General features: G+C 66.9%; 16 protein-coding genes. All 16 read left to right on the forward strand.

Annotated elements, in window-relative coordinates; translation table 11 throughout:
• Positions 1-206: 206 nt before the first annotated feature.
• On the forward strand, positions 207-527 hold the full coding sequence (locus tag ABD974_RS05875) for a DUF4398 domain-containing protein (protein WP_345302360.1): 321 nt from the start codon (positions 207-209) through the stop codon (positions 525-527).
• On the forward strand, positions 524-1,177 hold the full coding sequence (locus tag ABD974_RS05880) for a hypothetical protein (RefSeq protein ID WP_345302361.1): 654 nt from the start codon (positions 524-526) through the stop codon (positions 1,175-1,177). Before ABD974_RS05875 ends, ABD974_RS05880 begins: the two co-directional genes overlap by 4 nt.
• A 465-nt stretch (positions 1,178-1,642) precedes the next feature.
• Positions 1,643-1,861: an HP1242/YdcH family protein gene (locus ABD974_RS05885; RefSeq protein WP_345302362.1), complete on the forward strand. Its 219-nt coding sequence runs from the start codon at positions 1,643-1,645 to the stop codon at positions 1,859-1,861.
• Between the two features lie 172 nt (positions 1,862-2,033).
• Positions 2,034-3,434, forward strand: coding sequence for a pyridoxal-phosphate dependent enzyme (locus ABD974_RS05890; protein WP_345302363.1), 1,401 nt, complete (start codon positions 2,034-2,036; stop codon positions 3,432-3,434).
• A gap of 72 nt (positions 3,435-3,506) precedes the next feature.
• Positions 3,507-4,694 (forward strand): cystathionine gamma-synthase, encoded by a 1,188-nt coding sequence (locus ABD974_RS05895; protein ID WP_345302364.1) that lies wholly within the window; start codon positions 3,507-3,509, stop codon positions 4,692-4,694.
• Complete coding sequence (locus tag ABD974_RS05900) at positions 4,691-5,515, forward strand: ABC transporter permease (RefSeq protein ID WP_345302365.1); 825 nt, start codon at positions 4,691-4,693, stop codon at positions 5,513-5,515. The genes ABD974_RS05895 and ABD974_RS05900 overlap by 4 nt, the downstream gene beginning before the upstream one ends.
• The gene (locus ABD974_RS05905; protein WP_345302366.1) at positions 5,505-6,803 is read left to right on the forward strand and encodes an ABC transporter ATP-binding protein; all 1,299 of its coding nucleotides are present in this window, start codon (positions 5,505-5,507) and stop codon (positions 6,801-6,803) included. Before ABD974_RS05900 ends, ABD974_RS05905 begins: the two co-directional genes overlap by 11 nt.
• Before the next feature lies 1 nt (position 6,804).
• Positions 6,805-7,494, forward strand: coding sequence for a class I SAM-dependent methyltransferase (locus tag ABD974_RS05910; RefSeq protein ID WP_345302367.1), 690 nt, complete (start codon positions 6,805-6,807; stop codon positions 7,492-7,494).
• A 98-nt stretch (positions 7,495-7,592) separates the two neighbouring features.
• Positions 7,593-9,269, forward strand: coding sequence for a hypothetical protein (locus ABD974_RS05915; protein WP_345302368.1), 1,677 nt, complete (start codon positions 7,593-7,595; stop codon positions 9,267-9,269).
• The gene (locus ABD974_RS05920) at positions 9,266-10,876 is read left to right on the forward strand and encodes a glycosyltransferase (RefSeq protein ID WP_345302369.1); all 1,611 of its coding nucleotides are present in this window, start codon (positions 9,266-9,268) and stop codon (positions 10,874-10,876) included. Before ABD974_RS05915 ends, ABD974_RS05920 begins: the two co-directional genes overlap by 4 nt.
• A 16-nt stretch (positions 10,877-10,892) precedes the next feature.
• The gene (locus ABD974_RS05925) at positions 10,893-11,963 is read left to right on the forward strand and encodes a hypothetical protein (RefSeq protein WP_345302370.1); all 1,071 of its coding nucleotides are present in this window, start codon (positions 10,893-10,895) and stop codon (positions 11,961-11,963) included.
• A 166-nt stretch (positions 11,964-12,129) separates the two neighbouring features.
• Complete coding sequence (locus tag ABD974_RS05930; protein WP_345302371.1) at positions 12,130-13,308, forward strand: phytanoyl-CoA dioxygenase family protein; 1,179 nt, start codon at positions 12,130-12,132, stop codon at positions 13,306-13,308.
• A gap of 16 nt (positions 13,309-13,324) precedes the next feature.
• Positions 13,325-13,885 carry a hypothetical protein gene (locus tag ABD974_RS05935; RefSeq protein WP_345302372.1) on the forward strand — a complete coding sequence of 187 codons (561 nt, stop codon included), beginning with the start codon at positions 13,325-13,327 and terminating at the stop codon, positions 13,883-13,885.
• A gap of 154 nt (positions 13,886-14,039) precedes the next feature.
• Entirely contained in the window at positions 14,040-15,092 is a 1,053-nt protein-coding gene (locus ABD974_RS05940; RefSeq protein ID WP_345302373.1) for a hypothetical protein, read from the forward strand.
• 314 nt (positions 15,093-15,406) lie between these two features.
• Entirely contained in the window at positions 15,407-17,746 is a 2,340-nt protein-coding gene (locus tag ABD974_RS05945; RefSeq protein ID WP_345302374.1) for a reprolysin-like metallopeptidase, read from the forward strand.
• 423 nt (positions 17,747-18,169) lie between these two features.
• A partial coding sequence (locus ABD974_RS05950; protein WP_425562633.1) for a WD40/YVTN/BNR-like repeat-containing protein occupies positions 18,170-20,657 on the forward strand: 2,488 nt, incomplete at its 3' end.

Consider the following 20,657-nt stretch of genomic DNA (forward strand, 5'->3'; position numbering starts at 1 on the left):
GCGATAGGGCCGCGGCGTTGCAACCGCCGCGAAGGGTGATGACAATGGCTGCGCGCGGATCGATCGATACTCCCGCCATCGATTCAATCACCGACACGCTCCCCATGCCCCCAAGCTTCGCACAAATGCCGCGCGTCCCGCAGCACCCGCGCCGACGGTCTCCCGGCGCAGCGCACCTGTTGCTTGTGATCGCGCTCACGTTTCCCTTGTTCGCCGCCGCCCGCACGCCGCCGCCGACCCACGAGATCGACGCGGCGCAGGCCGCCATCCTGCGGGCGGAGAGCGCCGATGCCGACCAGTACGCGCCCGATGCCCTTCTGCGCGCGAAGAATGCGTTGACCCAGGCCCAGGCCGCCGTGGCGGCACGCAAGACCGCCGATGCCCTCGGCCTGGCCCAGCTCTCCGCCGCCGAAGCCGACTACGCGCATGCCCGCAGCCGCGAGGCCATGCAGCGCAGCCAGGTGTCGAAGCGTCGCGCGGAGATCAACGATCTGCGCAAGCGCCTCGGCATGGAGACCGCGCCATGACGCGTCGGCCTTTGCCGCTGCTCGCCCTCGCGCTGTCGCTGGCCATGCCGCTGGTCGCTGCGCAGGCCGCGGAACCCGATCCCGACGCCACCCGCTTCGCCCAGCGCCTGCAGGCCATCGACACCGATCCGGAGCGCAACACGTTCGCCGCCTACGAACGGCTGCAGGCCCGGCAGGCAGTGCAGAACCTGTTCGCCGCCAAGCGCAAGCAGCGCCCGCTGGCCCTGCAGATCGCCAGGATCCGCGTCGAAACCGCGGAACTGGCCGCACGCACCGAATCCACCGGCGCCGAATTGCGGCGGCTCGAGATCGAACGCGGGGAACTGCTGGTGGAAGCCAGCCGGCGCGACGCCGAACGTGCCCGCGCCGAAGCGGAGCGGTTGCGGGTCGAAGCCCAGATCCAGACCGAAGAGGCCGCCCGCCTGCGCGCGGCGGTCGAAGACGAGGCCCGCAATCGCCAGGAGGCCGAGGGCCTGCTCGACACCATGGCCGCGGGCGAGGCCGAAAAGCTGCGACTGGCGCGCGAGCGCGAGGCCGAGCTGGCCCGCCAGGAAGCCGAACTGAGCGCCGGCGGCACCTCGGCGCCACCCAAGCCGAAACCGAAGCCCAAACCCCGCCCCAAGTCGAAGCCCAAACCGGCCGGCGCCTGATTGCTTTCTTCAAGTCTTTGAAAATATTGGATTTGATTCGCGATGGCGAAGGGCGTCGTGCGCCGCCGGCGCCGCCCGCCGCTTTCTCGCCGGAATCGTGACCGGACGCCTTGCCGAGCGCCGGGAGGAGGAGTAGGGTCGAACTTCCGGAGGGCCCGTTCGCCGTCCGGAGGATGAGCCGAACCGATGACCCTGTCGCACGATTCCGTCCTGGAGAACGCCGCTGCAAGCGAAGCGCTTGCGGGCGCCCGGGTCTGGGGCGTCCGCAGGGCAGTGGTTCCGCAGTCCAACTCCGCAACGCCCCGTGCCGTGTCAGGCCGGGGCGTTTTCGTTCGTATCGCCGACGCTCCGCGACCCCCGCGTCGCATCCCCACGTCGCATTCCCGTTGCGTGATACCCCCTGCGTCTCAACCCGAGGCCCGTCCGTCCCGGCCGGGCCGATCATCGTGCTGTGAGGAGGAATCCATGTTCGAAGGGCAATCCCCGACCGAAGTCGAAGCGCTGTTGAAGGCGAATACCGAATTCCGTCAGCTGTATCACCGCCACAAGGAACTGGACAAGCAAGTCCTCGATGCCGAACTCGGCGTCCTGCCGGTGGACGACACCCGCCTGACCCAGATGAAGCGCGAAAAGCTGGCGGCGAAGGATCGCCTCACCCGGATGTACGACGAACTGCATCACTGACCCTTCCGGTCCCATCGTTCCGAATGCGTCCACGGACGGCGGCGGCGTCCTGACCGGCCCGCCGCCGTCCGCAAGGCGCGCGACCCACGTCCGAACACGGGGCAGGGTGTACCCGCCCGCCGCGACGGCAGTGCGATAATCCGGCCTTTCCACTCTTCGCGCTGGCGCCGGCATGTCGAACTCCCCGTCGAACTCCCCCTCGGTCCACGACTCCGTCCTCGACCTGATCGCCGATACGCCCATCGTTCGCGCCCAGCGTCTCGATGCCGGCGTGTGCCGGTTGTTCCTGAAGCTCGAAAGCCAGAACCCGGGGGGGTCGATCAAGGACCGCATCGGCCTGCGCATGATCGAGGCCGCCGAACAGCGCGGCGACATCCGGCCCGGCGCCACCCTCGTCGAAGGCACCGCCGGCAACACCGGCATCGGCCTGGCGCTGGTCGCCCAGCAGAAGGGCTACAAACTCATCCTCGTGGTCCCGGACAAGATGAGCCGCGAGAAGATCTTCAATCTCAAGGCCATGGGCGCCGAGGTCGTGCTGACCCGGTCCGACGTGGCCAAGGGACATCCGGATTACTACCAGGACATGGCCAGGCGCATCGCCGACGAAACGCCCGGCGCCTACTTCATCAACCAGTTCGGCAATCCCGACAATCCGGCCGCCCACGAGTTCGGCACCGGTCCGGAGATCCTGCGCCAGATGGCCGAGGTCGGCGGCGTCGACGCGATCGTCTTCGGCTGCGGCAGCTCGGGCACCATGACCGGCCTGTCGCGCTGCTTCGCCGAGCATTCGCCGCACACCGAACTGGTATTGGCCGATCCGGTGGGCTCGATCCTCACCCAGTACATCAACGAGGGCACGCTCAGCGAGAAGTCCGGCAGTTGGATGGTGGAAGGCATCGGCGAGGATTTCCTGCCCGACATTTCCGACTTCACCCGGGTGAAGAAGGCGTACGCCATCACCGACAAGGAAAGCTTCCTCGCCGCGCGCGAACTGCTGCGCGCCGAAGGCATTCTCGGCGGTTCCTCCAGCGGCACGCTGCTGGCGACCGCGCTGAAATATTGCCGCGAGCAGACCGAGCCGAAGAACGTGCTGGTGTTCGTCTGCGATACCGGCAACAAGTACCTCTCGAAGCAGTACAACGACTACTGGATGCTCGACAACGGCTTCATCGAGCGCGAGCAGCATGGCGACCTGCGCGACCTCATCCTGCGGCCCTACACCCGCCGCGATACCGTGGTGGTGGGCCGGAACGACCTGCTGATCACCGCGTACCAGCGCATGAAGCTGTACGAGATCTCGCAGTTGCCGGTGATGGACGGCGAACGCATCGTCGGCATCCTCGACGAGAGCGACGTGCTGCTGCACGTCTACGGCGACGAATCCCGGTTCCGCGATCCGGTCTCGACGGCCATGGTCAGCAAGCTCGACATCCTGGACGTCCGCTCCCCGGTCGAGGCCCTGCTGCCGGTGTTCGACCGCGGCCATGTGGTCATCGTGATGGACGGCGACCGTTTCCTCGGCCTGATCACCCGCATCGATTTGCTGAACTGGCTGCGCCGGCGCGTTCAGTAAAGCCCGGCGGGAGCCGCCGGCGCGCCGGGGGCGGGTGATAAAATCCGCGGTCTTTTCAAGGAGCCGTCCCCGATGCGCCAGTCCGACCGTCCCGACCACGCAGACGCCGCCGGCGAATGGGGCCTCGGCACCCAGGCCATCCACGCCGGCCAGTTCCCGGATCCGACCACCGGGGCGGTCATGCCGCCGATCTACGCCACCTCGACCTATGCCCAGAGCAGCCCGGGCGTGCATCAGGGCTTCGAGTACTCGCGCACCCACAATCCCACCCGGTTCGCCTACGAGCGCTGCATCGCCGGTCTCGAAGGCGGCAGCCGCGGTTTCGCCTTCGCCTCCGGCCTGGCGGCCACCTCGACGATCCTCGAACTGCTGGACAGCGGCAGCCACGTCGTCTGCATGGACGATGTCTACGGCGGCACCTTCCGTCTGTTCGAACGCGTGCGCCGGCGCAGCGCCGGCCTGGATTTCAGTTTCGTCGACCTGACCGACCCGGCCGCGTTCGAAGCCGCGATCCGGCCGGAGACCCGCATGGTCTGGGTCGAAACCCCGACCAACCCGATGTTGAAGATCGTCGACCTGCAGGCGGTGAGCGCGGTCGCGAAACGCCACGGCCTGCTGATGGTGGCCGACAACACCTTCGCCTCGCCGATCCTGCAGCGTCCGCTGGAACACGGCGCCGACATCGTCATGCACTCGGCCACCAAGTACCTCAACGGCCATTCCGACATGGTCGGCGGCATGGCGGTGGTGGGCGACAACGCCGAACTCGCCGAGAAGATGGCGTTCCTGCAGAACTCGGTCGGCGCGGTGCAGGGTCCGTTCGACAGCTTCCTCGCCCTGCGCGGGCTGAAGACCCTGCATCTGCGGATGAAGGCGCACTGCGAGAACGCGCTGGCGCTGGCCGAATGGCTGCAGACCCATCCGGCGATCGAGCAGGTGATCTACCCCGGTCTCAAGGACCATCCGCAGCACGCGCTGGCCGCGCGCCAGATGGACGGCTTCGGCGGCATCGTGTCGATCCGGGTGAAGGGCGGCTACGAAGGCGCGAAGCGTTTCTGCGAGCGCACCCACCTGTTCACCCTCGCCGAATCGCTGGGCGGCGTCGAAAGCCTGGTCAATCATCCGGCCGTGATGACGCACGCCTCGGTGCCGGTGGGGCGCCGCGCCGCGCTCGGCATCCACGACGATCTCGTGCGCCTCAGCGTCGGCGTGGAGACGCTGGAGGATCTGCGGCGGGATCTGGAAACGGCCCTGGCATGACGCGAGGACGTCTGCTGGGCTGGTTCAGGGCGCCGTTCGCGGCCCTGCTGGATCACCGTTCCCTGACCTGGGAACTGACCAAGCGCGATGTGCTGGGCCGCTATCGCGGAGCCAGCTTCGGATTGCTGTGGTCGCTGATCAGCCCGTTCCTGATGCTGATGATCTATACCTTCGCCTTCGGCACGGTGATGGGCAGCAAATGGCCGGCCGTGCAGCAGGGGTCGGCGAGCTTCTCGATCATCCTGTTCTCGGGCTTGATCGTGCACGGCTTTTTTTCGGAATGCCTGACGAAGGCGCCTTATCTGATCGTCGGAACGCCCAATTTCGTCAAGCGCGTGGTGTTTCCGCTCGAGATTCTGCCGTGGCCGCTGCTGCTGTCCGCAGGCTTCCACGCGCTGGCGAACCTGCTGGTGTTCGCATTGCTGCAATGGGCGATGGACGGGTCCGTCCCGGCGACCGCGGTGCTGTTCCCGCTGGTGCTGCTGCCGTTGTTCGTGGCCTGCCTCGCACTGGTCTGGCTGTTGTCCGCCCTGGGCGTGTATCTGCGCGACATCTCGCAGATCACGCCGATGCTGTCCCTGGCGATGCTGTTCCTGTCCACCGCGATGTTGCCCGCATCCGCTGTGCCGGAAGGTTACCGGGCGCTGTTCGAACTGAATCCGCTGTCGTTCATCATGGATCAGGCGCGTGCGGTGATGGTCTGGGGCGAATGGCCGGATTGGCGCGGGCTCGCGATCTATTTCGGCGTATCCCTGCTGCTGTGCGTGGGCGCGCGCGGCCTCTTCTCCCGTCTCCGCCGGGGGTTCGCCGATGTCCTCTGAACCCGTCATCCGCGTGCGCGGGCTGACCAAGGCCTATCCGATGTATGCGCGCCCGCACCACCGGCTGCTGGAACTGCTTTTCGGCGAACGCGGGGGGCGCTGGCGGCGCGAGCACGTCGCCCTGAACGATGTCGGCTTCGATGTGGCCGCCGGAGAAACGGTCGGCATCGTCGGCCGCAACGGTTCGGGCAAATCGACCCTGCTGCAATTGCTGTGCGGCACCCTGACGCCATCCGGCGGCGAGGCCGTGGTCCGCGGGCGCGTCGCCGCGCTGCTCGAACTGGGCGCCGGCTTCAATCCCGAATTTACCGGACGCGAGAACGTCTTCCTGAACGGGACGGTCCTCGGCCTGACCCGGGCCGAGATCGAGGCTAGGTTCGAAGACATCCTCGCGTTCGCCGACATCGGCGATTTCATCGAACAGCCGGTACGGACCTATTCCAGCGGCATGTATGTCCGATTGGCGTTCGCGGTGGCGATCAGCGTCGATCCCGACGTGCTGATCGTCGACGAAGCGCTGTCGGTCGGCGACGAGGCGTTCCAGCGCAAATGCTTCGCGCGCATCGAACAGCTGCGCGAACGCGGGACGACCGTGCTGTTCGTGTCGCACTCCTCGCAGTCGATCGTGCAGTTGTGCCATCGCGCCATCTGGCTGGAAAACGGTGAGATCCGCGCCGATGGCGTACCGAGGGAGGTGGTCGCCCTGTACCACCGCGCGACGCTCGGCGGCGCCTCCGATCCGGTCGAGGGCGCACCGCAGCCTGCCGCGGCGACCACGGCCGAGGATATTGAGGTCGCGCTCGAACCCTGTGCGGCGGCGGTCGAATTTCCGCGCAACGGTGCGTTCATCGGCGGCGCCACGCTGGTCGACGAGCATGGCGCGCATGCGCCCTATCTCGAACGCGGGCGCCGCTACCGGTTCGGGTATTCGCTGCACATCGAGTCGATCGTCGACGACCTGCGGGCCGGCATGATGCTGCGCAACCGCACCGGAATCGAGATCTCCGGTGCGCTGGTCCGGCCCCAGACGGGGCTGGCGCGGACCTTCGCAGGCGGCGAGCGCATGCGCATCGTCTTCGAATTCGACTGTCTGCTGGCGCCGGGCGTGTATTTCCTGTCGTGCGGCGCGATGGGCGTGAAGGACGGCCGCGAGGAATTCCTGCACCGCTGGCTGGATGCGTTCGAATTCACGGTCATCGAATCGGCGGGATACGGGGTGCGCGCCGTGGAACCTCACGGCATCGTCGATCTGCGGTTCGACGCCGCCATCCGTCCACTGGAGCACTGAGATGAGAGTCAGCCCGTATTTTGACGAGAAGCAACTGCGCTCCACGGTTTCCCGCGGCGGACATCGCGAAGCGATCGGCGGCCTGTGGGAGGAAATGGGCCAACTGCAGATCGAATTCCTGCTGGCGCAGGGCCTGTCGCCGGCTCATCGCCTGCTGGATGTCGGCTGCGGCGCGCTGCGTTTCGGCGTGAAGGCGGTCGACTATCTCGATGCCGGTCATTACTACGGCATCGACATCAGCGAGAGCCTGATCGCGGCCGGCTACGAGCGCGAACTGGACGACGCGCAACGCGTGCGGCTGCCGCGGCGCAATCTGCATGCGACCGCAAACTTCGATCTGTCCTTCCTCGATGCCGGGATCGACATGGCGCTGGCGCAGTCCGTGTTCACCCATCTGCCGTTCAACCACATCCGCCGATGTCTGGACGCGGTGGCCGGCAGGCTCGTGCCCGGCGGCCGCCTGTATGCGACCGCGTGGATCGTCGACGACGCGTGGCCGGTCGCCCAGCCGCACGACTGGGCAGGCACCATCGATGGCCAACCGATCCGCACGTTCGATATCGCCGATCCCTACCACTATCGCCTCGCAGATTTCGCGCATGCGGTCGAAGGTCTCCCGCTCGACCTCGAATGGATGGGCGACTGGGGCCATCCCCGTGGCTTGCCGATGATGGTCTTCCATCGGAGGTGATGGCGTGAGTCCCGCTGACTTCGGATCTTCCGATCGGTGTCCTTCCGGGCGCGAGCGCCCGCGCATGAGCTGCGTGCGCTCGCGCCCGGAGTCTTCCGATGCCGCATGAATCGTCGCTGCCGGCGTCGCGCGAGCGGTCTTCCGCGGGTCTGTTCGTGCTCGGCATGCATCGCAGCGGAACGTCCGCGACCGCCGGGGCGCTGCAGCGCCTGGGATTCGATCTCGGCGAGACATTGATCGAAGCGGCGCCGGACAATCCGAAAGGCTATTTCGAGCATGCGGCCGCCGTCGCCGCGAACGAGGCGTTGCTGGATGCGCTCGATCGCAGTTGGGACGACGTGCGCGCGCTGCCCGGCGACTGGACACGCTCGGACGTTGCGCGCGCCGTCGTGCCGGCCATCGCTGCGGTCTTCGACGGATTCGACGGGCGTTCGCGCTGGGCGCTCAAGGACCCGCGGCTCTGCCGGACGCTGCCGCTGTGGCTCGAAGCGGCGGCGGGACGCGGCCTGGAGACGCATTGTCTGCTGGTGCTGCGGCATCCGGTCGAAGTCGCGGCCTCGCTGCGCGCGCGCGACGGCATGGGCGAGGAAACCGCGGCCATGCTCTGGCTGCGGCACGTGCTGGAATCGCTGCGTGCATCCGCCGCGCGACCGCGTACGCTCTTGACCTACGACGCGTTGATGCGCGACCCGCAGGCCGCGCTCGGCGCTGCCTGCGCGCGGCTCGGTTTCGAGATCGGCGATGCCGACGTGCGCGCCTTCGTGGATGCGCGCGATCGTCACCACCGGGTGGAAGCGGCCGGGAGCGACGCGTTGCCCGCATCGCCGTTCATGCGCCTTGCCATCGCGGCATACCGCGCAGCGGTCGATGCCGGCGACGCATCGACCGCGATCGAAAAGATCGAAGACGAATTCGAGCGGCTTGCCGCTCGCGATGCGACCTGGATCGAAACCCTGGGAAGCGCGATGCGGATCGCCGACGTGCGACGCCGCGGCCTGCAGGCGCGTGCGCTGGACGCGCACGCGCGCGCCGATGCGCTGCAGACACTGTTCGACGAAGTCTCCGCGCAGTCCCTGCAGCGGCTGGAAGCGCTGCAGGCCCACGACCGACGACTGGCCGACACCCAGGCTGCGCTGGAGGCCGCGGAAGCGCTCTCGATCGAGCGCATGGCGTTGCTGGGCGAACAGGATCTGCGCCTGGGCCGTACCCAGGCCGCACTGGAAACGGTCGAAGCGCAGTCGCTGCAGCGCATGGCGGAAGCGCAGGCCCTGCGAGGTCAGCTGGATGCGACCGAATCGGCGCTCGCGTTGGCGGAGCGCCTGTCGCTGGAGCGACAGGGCGAACTGCAGACGCTGCATGCGCGGTTGATGGAAACGGACACCGCGCTCGCGGCGGTGGAGGCGCTGTCGCGCGAACGATTGGCGGAGATCGAGCGCCGCGAGGCGGAGAAAGTCGCGCTCGAAGCGCTCTCGCTGGAGCGCCTGGCCGAGATGCAGCGCCTGCATGCGCAGTCCGAGCGCGCGCAGGCCACCCTGACCGAGGTCGAACGCCAGTCTCGCGATTGTCTCGCCGAGATCGAAACGTTGCGTGCCGCGCTTGCGTCCCGCGACACGGAGATCGGAACGTTGCGTGCCGCGCTTGCGTCCCGCGAGGCCGAGATCGTGGATTTGCGGAAGCACGAGGCGGAGCTGCAGGCGCTGCGGCAATCCCGTCTGTTCCGGGTGCGACGCGCGCTGCGCCAATGGCTCGGCCTCGACCGGCAGGCGCGAACATGAGCCGGCACTACGCCATCGATGCGTTCGCGACCCGCAACGGCCGCTGTTTCGGCTGGGGCTGGTTCCTGGACGAGGACAGCGCGGTCGAACGCTGCGCGCTGGTGGTGCCGCTGCGTGACGGCGGCGAATGGCGCGTGCCGTGCCTGTTTTCGGGCATGCGCGAAGATCTGCGCGATGCCTATCCGGCGGTCGGTCACGCGGCGTCCGCCGGATTCATGATCCACGGGACGCTGAACGGCGCGCCGATGCCGGATGCGCCGGGTCATCTCGACGTGCTGCTGCGCGATGGCCGACGCGAGCGTTGCGAAGTGCCCGCGTCGGTGCTCGGTACGGCGGTCGCACCGCCGCCGGCCAGCCGCGCCGGTGTGCGCGGCGCGCTCGCGGCCTTCCGCAGGAAAGCGGCGGAGATCGGCGTGTTTCCGGCCATCGCGCACGCCTGGCGTCGTCTGATGGTTGCGGATGCCGCCGTGCCGACAAGGATCCTCGCGCGGCTGTCATCGCTGGAGGGCGAGCGCGTTGCCCTGGTGCTCGATCACGACATGGGCGGCGGGGCCAACCGCTATCGCAACGAGTCGATGGCGGACCTTCTGCGCGACGGCAGGCACGTGGTGTTGATCGTGCCGCGAATGGATACGCTCGACTATCGCATCGCGATCCACGCGCCGGGCGACGCGAAGGTGGAGGAGGGGCGCGTCGCGGATCCTTTGGCGGCGCTCGCGGCGATCGGACGCTGTCGCGATCTGGAGATCCGCGTCAACGAACTGGTGTCTTTCCACGATCCCCTGGCCGTCCTCGATTGGTGCATGGCGACGCGCGCATCCGCCGCGAAAAGGCTCGTGTTCCATCTGCACGACTATCACGCGGTGTGTCCGGCGTGGACGCTGATCGGCAGCGACGGTCGCTATTGCGGCGTGCCGTCGCTCGATCGTTGCCGCGCCTGTCTCCCCGACAATCTCGCGCATACGCTGGGATTCTCGATCGGTGCCGATGTCGCGCAGTGGCGAGCGCGCTGGTCGGCTTTCCTCGGCGCCTGCGACGAGATCGTCGCGTTCTCGAACGCATCGGTGGAGATCCTGCGCAAGGGGCATCCCGCGCTGGATGCGGCGCGTGTCACGATTCGCCCGCATCGCGTCGACAACGCCGCGCTGCGCCCGGTGACGCCGAATCGCGGATGGCCGGTCGTGATCGCGGTCGCCGGGCACATCAGCCGGCCGAAAGGTGCGGAGATGCTGCTGGAAATGGCCGAGGTGATCCGGCGCGGCGCGCTGCCGGCGCGGATCGTCGTCTTCGGGACGCTCGAAGGTCATTGCGACGACAGCGGCATCGAGGTGCGCGGCCGGTTCGAACCGTCGGCATTGCCGGGTCTGCTCGAAGCCTGCGGGGCGTCGATCTGCCTGCTGCCGTCGATCTGCCCGGAAACCTTCTCCTTCGTCACCGACGAATACATGGCGATGCGCATGCCGGTCGCGGTCTTCCCGATCGGCGCGCCTTCCGAACGGGTCGCCGGCTACGCCGACGGCCTGGTGATCAGCCGCATCGACGCCGCGACCGCGGTGCGCGAAATTCTCGAATTCGCCGGCCGCCCCCGCGCGGCGGGCGCCGCATAATCCAAGAGGCTCCAGCATGGGAAAGACCATCGCATTCACGTCGGCGGCACTGAACTATCTGCCGAAAGTGCGCAAGCTCTGCGCTTCGATCCGCACCCACCATCCCGAGTGGGAGATCGTGCTGGCGCTGGCCGACGAGCGTTCGTCCACGGTCGATTTCGCCGACGAGCCGATCGATCGTGTGCTCGCGGTCGACGATCTCGACATCCCCGATCGCCGTCGCTGGACCTACTTCCACGCGATCGTGGAGCTGGCGACCGCGATCAAGCCGTTCGTGCTGGTGGAACTGCTGGACGATCCCGAGGTCGACCGGGTGCTGTACTTCGATCCGGACATGGTGCTGTTCTCGCGTCTCGACGATCTGCTGGCGTCGCTGGAAGGCGCGAATCTGGTGCTCACGCCGCATCTCACCAAACCCGAGACCGGGCTCGAAGGCATTCGCGACAACGAGATCTCGGCGCTGAAGCACGGGGTCTACAACCTCGGGTTCGTCGGCGTGAACCGCACCGACGAAGGCCGCCGTTTCGCGCGCTGGTGGGCGGACCGCATCTACCATTTCTGCGTCGCCGATATTCCCAACGGGCTGTTCACCGACCAGCGCTGGATCGATCTGGCGCCCGCGTTCTTCGACGGCGTCGGCATCCTCAAGAGTCCGCGTTTCAACGTCGCGACCTGGAATCTGCCCACGCGCTCGGTCACCGGCGACATGCAGAACGGTTTCCGCGTCGATGGCGAACCTCTGGGCTTCTATCACTTCACCGGTTTCGATTCCGGCGCGCACCGGGTGATGGCGGACAAGTACGCCACGGCGTCGCCGTCGGTGTGGTCGCTGATCGAGTGGTACGCGCAGGAAGCGCGTTTCGACGAAAGCGAGCCGGTCTCGAAGCTGCCCTGGAAGTACGGCGCATATTCCGACGGCAGTCGCATTCCGCTGGAACACCGCCGGCTGTACCGCGCGCGTCCCGACCTGCAGGATGCCTATCCCGATCCGTTCGAAGCGGCTCCGCGCAGCCTCAAGACCTGGATGGAGCAGCAGGGGCCGATCGAGTACCCGGAGATCTTCGGCGCAAAAAAAGCGGCGGGCTGAGTGCCATGGTCCGAAGGGCCGTCCGGCTCGCGAGGACCGTAACGCTCAGCCTGTTCGACGCGGAACGCCGCCGCGAGCGCGTGCGCTATCTTCGCGACGTGCATCGCCGGTCCGGCTGGCGCGGCGTCCTCGATGTATTCATCAGATAGATTCGGAGATTGAAACCATGACGAAACATTTGCCGATCGAGTGGACCCGGACGGGAACCGCCTTCGGTCTGCTGCGCGCGATTTTCGCGCCGCCGGAGGGTGGGGCATTCGACGAGGTCGCACTCGAGGTCGACGGCCGAGAAGTCTGGCGCGGCGCGGCGCAGACCCATGACGACGGGCGCGTGCACCTGAACATCCACACCCATCTCGTGGAGAACGGCGCGCACGATATCGGCGTAGTCGCCACCCGTGGCGGCGAGATCTACCGTGCCGTCGCGCATTACGAGGTCGGCAACGACGGCGAAGTGGGACGCGTCGCCCGCGATGCATTGATCGCCCACCGCCTGCCGCTCGCGTTCTTCGGCAATTGCGATGCCGGCCATTACGCGCCCGCATACAACGACACCGTGACCTGGGTCGATCGCCCTGACGCCCCGGCCCGCGTCGACGCGATGCTCGCCAGCGGCGAGATCAGCGATGCCGAGGCCGGCATGCTGCGGCGTTTCCTGAACGACGGTTTCGTGATCTTCGACGAACCGCTGCCGGACGACATGATCGACCGCGCCAACGCGGCGCTGGATCGCGCGGTGGAGGAGAAATACCAGGGCTACACGTACGGCGACAGCACGCGTCTCGAACAGATGCACGTGCATTTCCCGGCGATCCGCGATATCTGGTTGTACGCGCCGGTGCATCGTTTCCTGTCGCTGGTGTTCGGCGCCAAGTCGCAGCCGTGCCAGTCGCTGGTCTACGTGTTCGGCAGCCAGCAGGATGCCCATCAGGATACCGTGCACCTCACGCCGTTCCCGGCCGGGATGATGTGCGGCGTCTGGATCGCGCTGGAAGACGTGCGCGAAGGTTCGGGAGAGCTGGCGGTCTATCCGGGCAGTCATCGCCTGCCGCGGGTGTACATGCACGATGTCGATTGCGCGAAGGTGCGCGGCGACTGGCGCGAATTCGGCGAAAAGGTCGTCGGTCGCTGGTCATCGCTGCTGCAGGAGCACGGCATGCAGCCGGTGCCCTATCTGGCGCGCCGCGGCCAGATCCTGATCTGGCACGAAAACCTGATGCATGCCGGCAGTCTGCGCCGCGACAAATCGCTCTCGCGGCGTTCGGTGGTGACCCACAACTTCGCCCGCGGCTCGATCGTTTACTACGACTCGTCCGGCGATGTCGGACACATCCACGATGCTTGATTCACAGGAGACCAGGATGAAAACGAAACTCTGCGCGATCGCCGTCTTGATGCCGGCGTTGTTCCTCTCGGCCTGCGGCGAGCAGTCGGCGCCCGCGGCGGCTCCTCCGGTGGCGTCCACGGACGCGGCGGCGCCCGCCGCGATGCCCGAGGCGACGACTTCGATGTCCGCGACCGATGTCCGCGTCGCCGACGATGCGGCGAGCGTGACCACCTGCAATCTTGAAACCGTGAACGGCACGATGTTCGAAGGCGACACCCCGTCGGTCTCGCGGGCCGAGCCCGTGTCGATCGTCGGCTGGCTGATCGACGAGCCGGCGAGGATCGTGCCGACGGAAGTGAAGCTGCGGCTGCAATCCGCCGATGGCGCGCAGGCCTGGGAGCAGGCGGTCACGCAGTGGGGCGATCGTTCCGACATCGCGACCGCCAAGGGCAACGAATTCCTCGCGTCCGGCTTCAATGCGGATCTCTCGGTCGCGGCGATTCCCGCGGGCGAATACGCCATCTATCTCGCGTTCGCGACGCCCGAAGGCGAACGCGTCTGCGGGTTCGGCCGCCGACTGGTCCTCACCGAATGAGCCATCGCCCGGGCTCGACCATGTATCCTGCCCGGGCCGATGCGCAAAGGCGGCGTTCGACGCCTTGTCCTGAAATGACGCCCGGCTTCGTTCTTCACATGTGTACGCCGTCATGTCGATGGCGCCACGATCCATTTCCCGGAGGATCCACCTTATGAAGCGCTTCCTGGCGGCTGCCGCCATTTTTCTCACCACGACGACGACCGGCCTCGCAGTGGCCGGCCCCAGGGATATTCCGGGTGGCGTTTCGGCTCAGGGACAGACCACGACCCTCACCCCGGGCCAGCGTGCGGAGATCGCCCGCAACCTCGTCCGCAAATGGGCGCCGCACGTACAAAGCGAAGGTCGCAATGTCGGCGAATGGGCGATCAAGCTCGGCCGTTTCATCGGCACGGCGGATGCCCGCAATGTCCAGCAGGCCGCGACGATGCCGACCTTCCCCGCGATGATGGGCGTTCTGCAGGGACAGCCGGCCACCAGCGACAGCGTGCTCAAGTCGATCGCGTCGCCCAAGGCGCTGGGCAGCACCGTCGGTGACACCACCTACACGCCGCTCGCGAATGGCCGCTGCCGCGTCGCCGATTCCCGCGTGATCTCGTCTCCGCTGCCGGGTGGCGTCACCCGCGGCATCGATACCGAAGATATCTCCAGCTATGCCTCCCAGGGTGGCAACGGCTCCAGTGCCGGCGATGGCTCGACCATCTGCGGCATCCCCAGTTTCGCGACTGCGCTGGCGGTGAGCGTCACCGTGCTCACGGTGGGCAACCAGGGCTTCTTCAAGATCTTCGACAACAGCCAGCCCTTCACCGCCGGCAGCACGCTGTTCTACGAACCGACGGTCAGTTCGTCCAATGACGTGGTCGTCAAGTCGTGCCAGAGCTGCGCGATCGAGCTGTCGATCTATTCCAGCACTGCCGTGCATTACGTCATCGACGTGGTGGGCTATTACATGCCGCCGCAGGCCACGGCGCTGGACTGCGTGGAAACCGCCAACACCGATCTTGCCATTCCGGCGGGCGGCACCGGCAACGCGGTCGCACCGGCGTGCGCGACCGGCTATACCCAGACCTCGACCAACTGCGAGTCGTCGACCTGGCAGATGCCGTTCGTGTATTTCCAGAGCGGCACCTGCTCGGCCCAGAACAATTCCGGCGCCAGTGCCACGCTGCGTGCTTCGCGGACCTGTTGCCGGGTGCCGGGGCGTTGATGCCCGGATCCATGATGTCCTGATCCATCGGTCCAACACACGCGTCACCGGAAGCCGGCATCTGCCGGCTTCCGTCGTTCCGGAGGGCATGAAATACGAGGCCTGCCGGTGGTGGAACCCCGCCATGGAACAGGGCTAGAATCGACCGGGCGACACGGACATTCGCGAAGTGTGCGCTTCATCCCGCTCGGGGTGAGGGCGCCTTCTCAACCCTGCCCACCCGAATTGCCCTTCGACGGATGTTCATGTCCGGCCTTGGGCGTATCCTAGCCGGACCCCCTCCTCCTCCGGGGCTCCGTCGTCGAGATCAGCCCATGCGCAAGCTCATCCTCTGTTTCACCGTTGCCGTGCTCATCGCCGGCTGCGCTTCCGAACAGGAAGACGTCACCGTTTCTTCACAGAATGCTGCGTCGACCGCCCGGACCATGCCCGCCTGGGCGTTGGCCCGGCCGACCGACCGCGCCGCGTTCGCCTCGCTGCCCGATCGCGGCGCGCTGCTCGCCTACGATCGCGCCCGGGCCACCGTCAATCGCGGTGCCGAGACCTACCATCCTGTCCAGTTGAGCGAGGCGCACGCACTCAATGCCTCCGCTCCCGGCCGCAGCATCGCGCTGCAGACGCCGTCGGGCGAAAACCTCAGCTTCGCGTACCAGCGGATGGAAGAGGGCCTCGACGGCAACTGGAGCTGGATCGGCCGCACCGGCGACGGCCTCGAAGCCATCATCACCTTCGGCGAAGACGCCGTCTTCGGTCGGATCGAACAGCGCGGCGACCAGGCCCTGCAGATCACGATGTCGGCCGGTCAGCCCTGGCTGGTTCAGGCCGATCGCAACCGCATGTTCGACGGCAATCTGCTCCGCGGCGACGAACGGTCCGATGTGCTGATCCCCTCGACGCTCGCCGTCTCGGCGGCGGCCCGCAAGCAGGCGGCCGCCGTGGCCGACGCCCCCAAGGCCGGCGACATCGGCACCAAGGCCAGTGCCGCCAACACGGTGGACGTGGTGCTGGGGTATACCAACGGTCTTGTCGCCCGCATCGGCAGCGTTTCGGCGACCAACACCCGCCTGACCAACCTGATCGCGATCACCAACCAGGCCTATCAGAACAGCCAGGTGACGCCGCGCGTGCGTCTGGTGCGGACGGTGCAGGTCAACTACACCGATACCAACGACAACGAAGTCGCGCTGGAAGCGATGACCGGCGTCAGCTGCTCGACGTCCGGCTGCTCCAACCAGACCGTGCCGGCGGAACTGCAGCCGCTGCGCGATGCGCGCGACCAGTACGGCGGCGATCTCGTGTCGCTGGTCCGTCAGTTCAAGGCGCCGGAACAGAGCGGCTGCGGTATCGCCTGGCTGCTCGGCGGTGGCGGTTTCACCATCGACAATACCGATGCGCCGTTCGGCTATTCGGTGGTCAGCGACGGCACCGACGTCAGCGAATCCGATGGCCGCAGCTATTTCTGCTACGACGTGACCCTGGCGCACGAACTGGGCCACAACATGGGCCAGCAGCACAACGTCGAAGACAGCGGCGGCGATACCGGCACGCATCCTTATTCCTACGGTTACCGCGAAACGTCCACCACCGGTTTCTTCACGGTGATGGCGTACGAGATCGACAACGCGAGCCAGTTCTCGATCACCAACTTCGGCAACCCCAACGTCACCTACGCCGACACCGGCCGCGTGACCGGCACGGCCAACGCCAACAATGCCGCCAGCCTCAACCTCTCGATGCCGCTGGTGGTGCAGTTCCGCAATCTCGTCGTGCCGTTGGCCGGCAGCGTCCGCAACGACATCAACGGCGACGGGCGCACGGACTTCGTGCTGAAGAACAGCAACCTGTTCGCGTATTGGCTGATGAACGGCTCGACGGTGACGAACGGCGTGGTGGTGGGCGGTTCGGTGAGCGGTTACGAGATCCGCTACACGGGCGACTTCAACGGCGACGGTCGCTGGGAAGCGGTGTACCAGAACGCGACGGGGAACATGTGGGTGTGGTTCCTGGCGGCGAACGGGACGACGGTGACGGCGTCGGAGATCGGGACGCCGCCGAGTGGGTGGTCGGTGTTCGCGACGGCGGACGTGAACGGCGATGGCCGCACGGACCTGCTGCTGCGGAACGGGACGCTGCTGGCGTATTGGCTGATGAATGGCGCGACGGTGACGAACGGTGTGGTGGTGGGCGGTTCGATCGCGGGCTACCAGCCGACGTGGGCGGGCGACTTCAACGGCGACGGCCGGACGGAAGTGATCTACCAGAACGCTGCGGGGAACATGTGGCGCTGGCAGATCGGCGCGGACGGCAGCAGCGTGACGGTGAGCGAAGTGGGGACGCCGGCGAGCGGTTGGTCGGTGTTCGCGGTGGACGACATCAACGGCGATGGCCGGACGGACTACGTGCTTCGGAACGGGACGCTGCTGGCGTACTGGCTGATGGACGGTTCGACGGTGACCAGCGGTGTGGTGGTGGGCGGTGCGGGCGGGACGTACGTGCCTGCGCGGACGGGCGACTTCGACGGCGATGGCCGCGCGGAAGTGATCTACGAGAACCCGAGCCGGAACATGTGGCGCTGGGCGTTGCCTCAGGGCGGCGGTGTGCAGGCGAGCGAGGTCGGCACGCCGGCCACGGGCTGGACCGTCCTGACCTGGTAAGCCAGGGCCTGCTCCGGTGCCGGGCACCGGAATCGCAAGACCAAACGCCCCCTCTTCGGAGGGGGCGTTTTCGTTGTGGGGGCGCCCCGGGATCCCTTTTCCGGCGGGTCGTCCCGCAGGCCCATCGAGGGGCACACGTCAGCGCGCCCAGATCGCGTTAATCTTGGCCGACCGGCATTGCCTTCCGCCGTGGGGTGGGGATGGGCGGGGGCTGCCGATACGGTGTGCAAGTCCACGATCGGCGAATGGGTCTCCTCTGTGCCGCCCGATTCCGATCCGGACGCCAGTCGCGCGCGATCCCGCTGAGGGGGCGCAGGCCGGAAACATGCGCCCGATCCATGGCCTCATCGACGGCATCCCTTGCGCGAAGGATCTCGCTGGCCGCCGGTTCGGCTCGAACGTCACTCATTCAGGCATCGATCCATGAACACCCTCATCCACAAGACCGCAATCGCCGGCTTCGCACTGACGCTGGCCATCGCGGGTTCGCTGTCCGCAGCGGGCAAACCCCAGAACGGCGCTCTGCCGGAGCGCCCCGAAGGTCGCCCGGTCAAGAAGATCAAGGATGCCGACAATCCCGGCGGACGGGCGCGCTGGATGGATGAGCGTTACAACGAGAGCTATGCGCGCTCGGGCGGCAAGTCGAGCAGTGGTCCACAGCACGGTGGGGTGTGGTCGCAGAGCTACCAGCGCTTCATGATGGCCGCAGCCAAGCGCGAACGCCTGCGTTACGCGGCGAAGATGCCGGTTTCGGGGACGTCCAAGGCGGTGTTGGACCCGTCGGCACCACCGACGGCGCGTGCTCCGGCCGATTCGCTGAGCCGCGATCTGCGCTGGACCAACCTGGGGCCGACGAAGGCCAACTTCCTGCGCAACGGCGGAACGGTGCTCAACGTCACCGACACCGGCCGGATCAACGCCATCGAGACCGATCCTGCCAATCCGAACACGATCTATCTCGCCTTTTCCGGCGGCGGCCTCTGGAAGACCACCGACGGCGGCGCGAGCTGGCAGGCCAAGACCGAGACGCTGGGCTCGCTGTCGGTGGGCAGCTTCGCGCTCGACCCCAACAACCCGCAGACGATGTACCTCGGTCTGGGCGATCCCTTCGACGGTACCGGCCTGGGCATCGTGAAGATGACCCAGGGCGGCGATGCCTGGGAAGAGCCCGTGTTCCTGGGTTCTTCGACCTCGATCCGCAAGATCCTGGTCGCCCCTTCGAATTCCAACATCGTGCTGGTCGCCACCAACCAGGGCTTGTACCGCTCCACCAACGCCGGCAAGACCTATGTGCCGGTCTCGGTGAATACCGGCGTGACCGACATTCCCGGAGCCTGGTCGCTGGCCTACGGCGGCGGCAACACCATCGTGATGTCGCTCGAGGCGACGCCGACGGCCTCGCTCACCGATCCCGGCCGCCGCAACGGCCAGATCTGGCGTTCGACCGACAACGGTGCGACCTGGACGCTGAGCAGCGGCGTGACGATCCCGCAGGGCGTCAACCGGATCACGCTGGCCTCCGCGCCGTCCAACCGTTCGATCATGTATGCGCTGGCCTCCAAACCGCGTCCTTCGGGCGATCCGGACCGCGATCTCGGCACCATCTTCAAATCGGTCGATGGCGGTCAGAATTGGACTTCGATGGCGACCGACGCGCTCGGCGCCTACAAGAGCTACACCAATCCGAACGCGGATGCCTCTTCGATCGAACAGTTGTTGAACGGCCAGGGCTGGTACAACCACGCCGTCGTGGTCGATCGCACCAACCCGGACATCGCCTATTTCGGCGGTGCGCTGCATATCGCCAGGACGACCGACGGTGGGCAGACCTATTCGATCATGACCGACTGGCTTGCCGATTTCGGTCTGCCCTACGTGCATGCCGATGCGCACTCGGGCCACATCGCTTCGAACGGCACGCTTTACTTCGGCACCGATGGCGGCATTTTCGCGTCGAGCAACGGCGGTACGACCTTCACCGATACGCTCAATGAAGGCATCGCGGCGCATCTGGTCTTCACCGTCTGCTCATCGCCCGCGGTCAGCGACCGTATCCTGATGGGCCTGCAGGACAACGGCAGTCGCCTGCGCGAAACCAACACCGGCATCTTCAACCAGATCCTTGGCGGCGACGGTTTCGGCTGCAACGTGAATCGCTCCAATGCCAGCAGGATGCTGATGAGCTTTCAGTATCTGGGCATTCACAAGAGCGTGAATGGCGGCGCCAATGTCTTCGCATCATGCGCCGGCATCGCCGAATGCAACAACAGCGACACCGCGCCCTTTTTCACCGCGATCGTGCCCTGGGCCGGGGACAGCGTTGGCGACGTCGTCTACACCCACTCGGACAGCAAGGTCTATCGCAGCACGAACTACGCGACCTCCTGGGCCGCACTGGGCACCGCCGGTCTGCCCTCGGATCTCGTCATCCGCGGCCTCGGCATCGCGAAGACCAGCGGCACCACGCCCAACAACGACAGCGTCGTTGGCATCGTCGCCAGCGCCGGGCGCATCTATCTCACGACCGATGGCGGCGCGACCTGGGCACGGCAGGCCGGCGTGCTGCCCAACAACGGCCAGTCGCTCAGCTCGATCGCCTTCGACCCGGTGGATCGGAACATCCTCTACGTCTCTTCGGTGGCCGCGTCACCCGATCGCACCCACCTGTGGCGCAGCACCGACTTCGGTGCGAGCTGGGCGGCGATCGACGGGACAGGCTTCCCTGTCGGCATTCCGGTGAACCAGATCGTGGTCGATCCGACGGTGCGCACGACGCTCTACGCGGCAACGCACCTCGGCGCGTACCGCTCGCTGGACAGCGGCAGCAACTGGGAGCGTCTCGGCTCGTTTCTGCCGCTGGTGGAAGTGACCGACATCAGCGTGCTCGCCGACGGCAACCGTGTCCGTGCGG

This window comes from Lysobacter hankyongensis, assembly GCF_039543145.1.
GTDB classification, from domain to species: domain Bacteria; phylum Pseudomonadota; class Gammaproteobacteria; order Xanthomonadales; family Xanthomonadaceae; genus Lysobacter_I; species Lysobacter_I hankyongensis.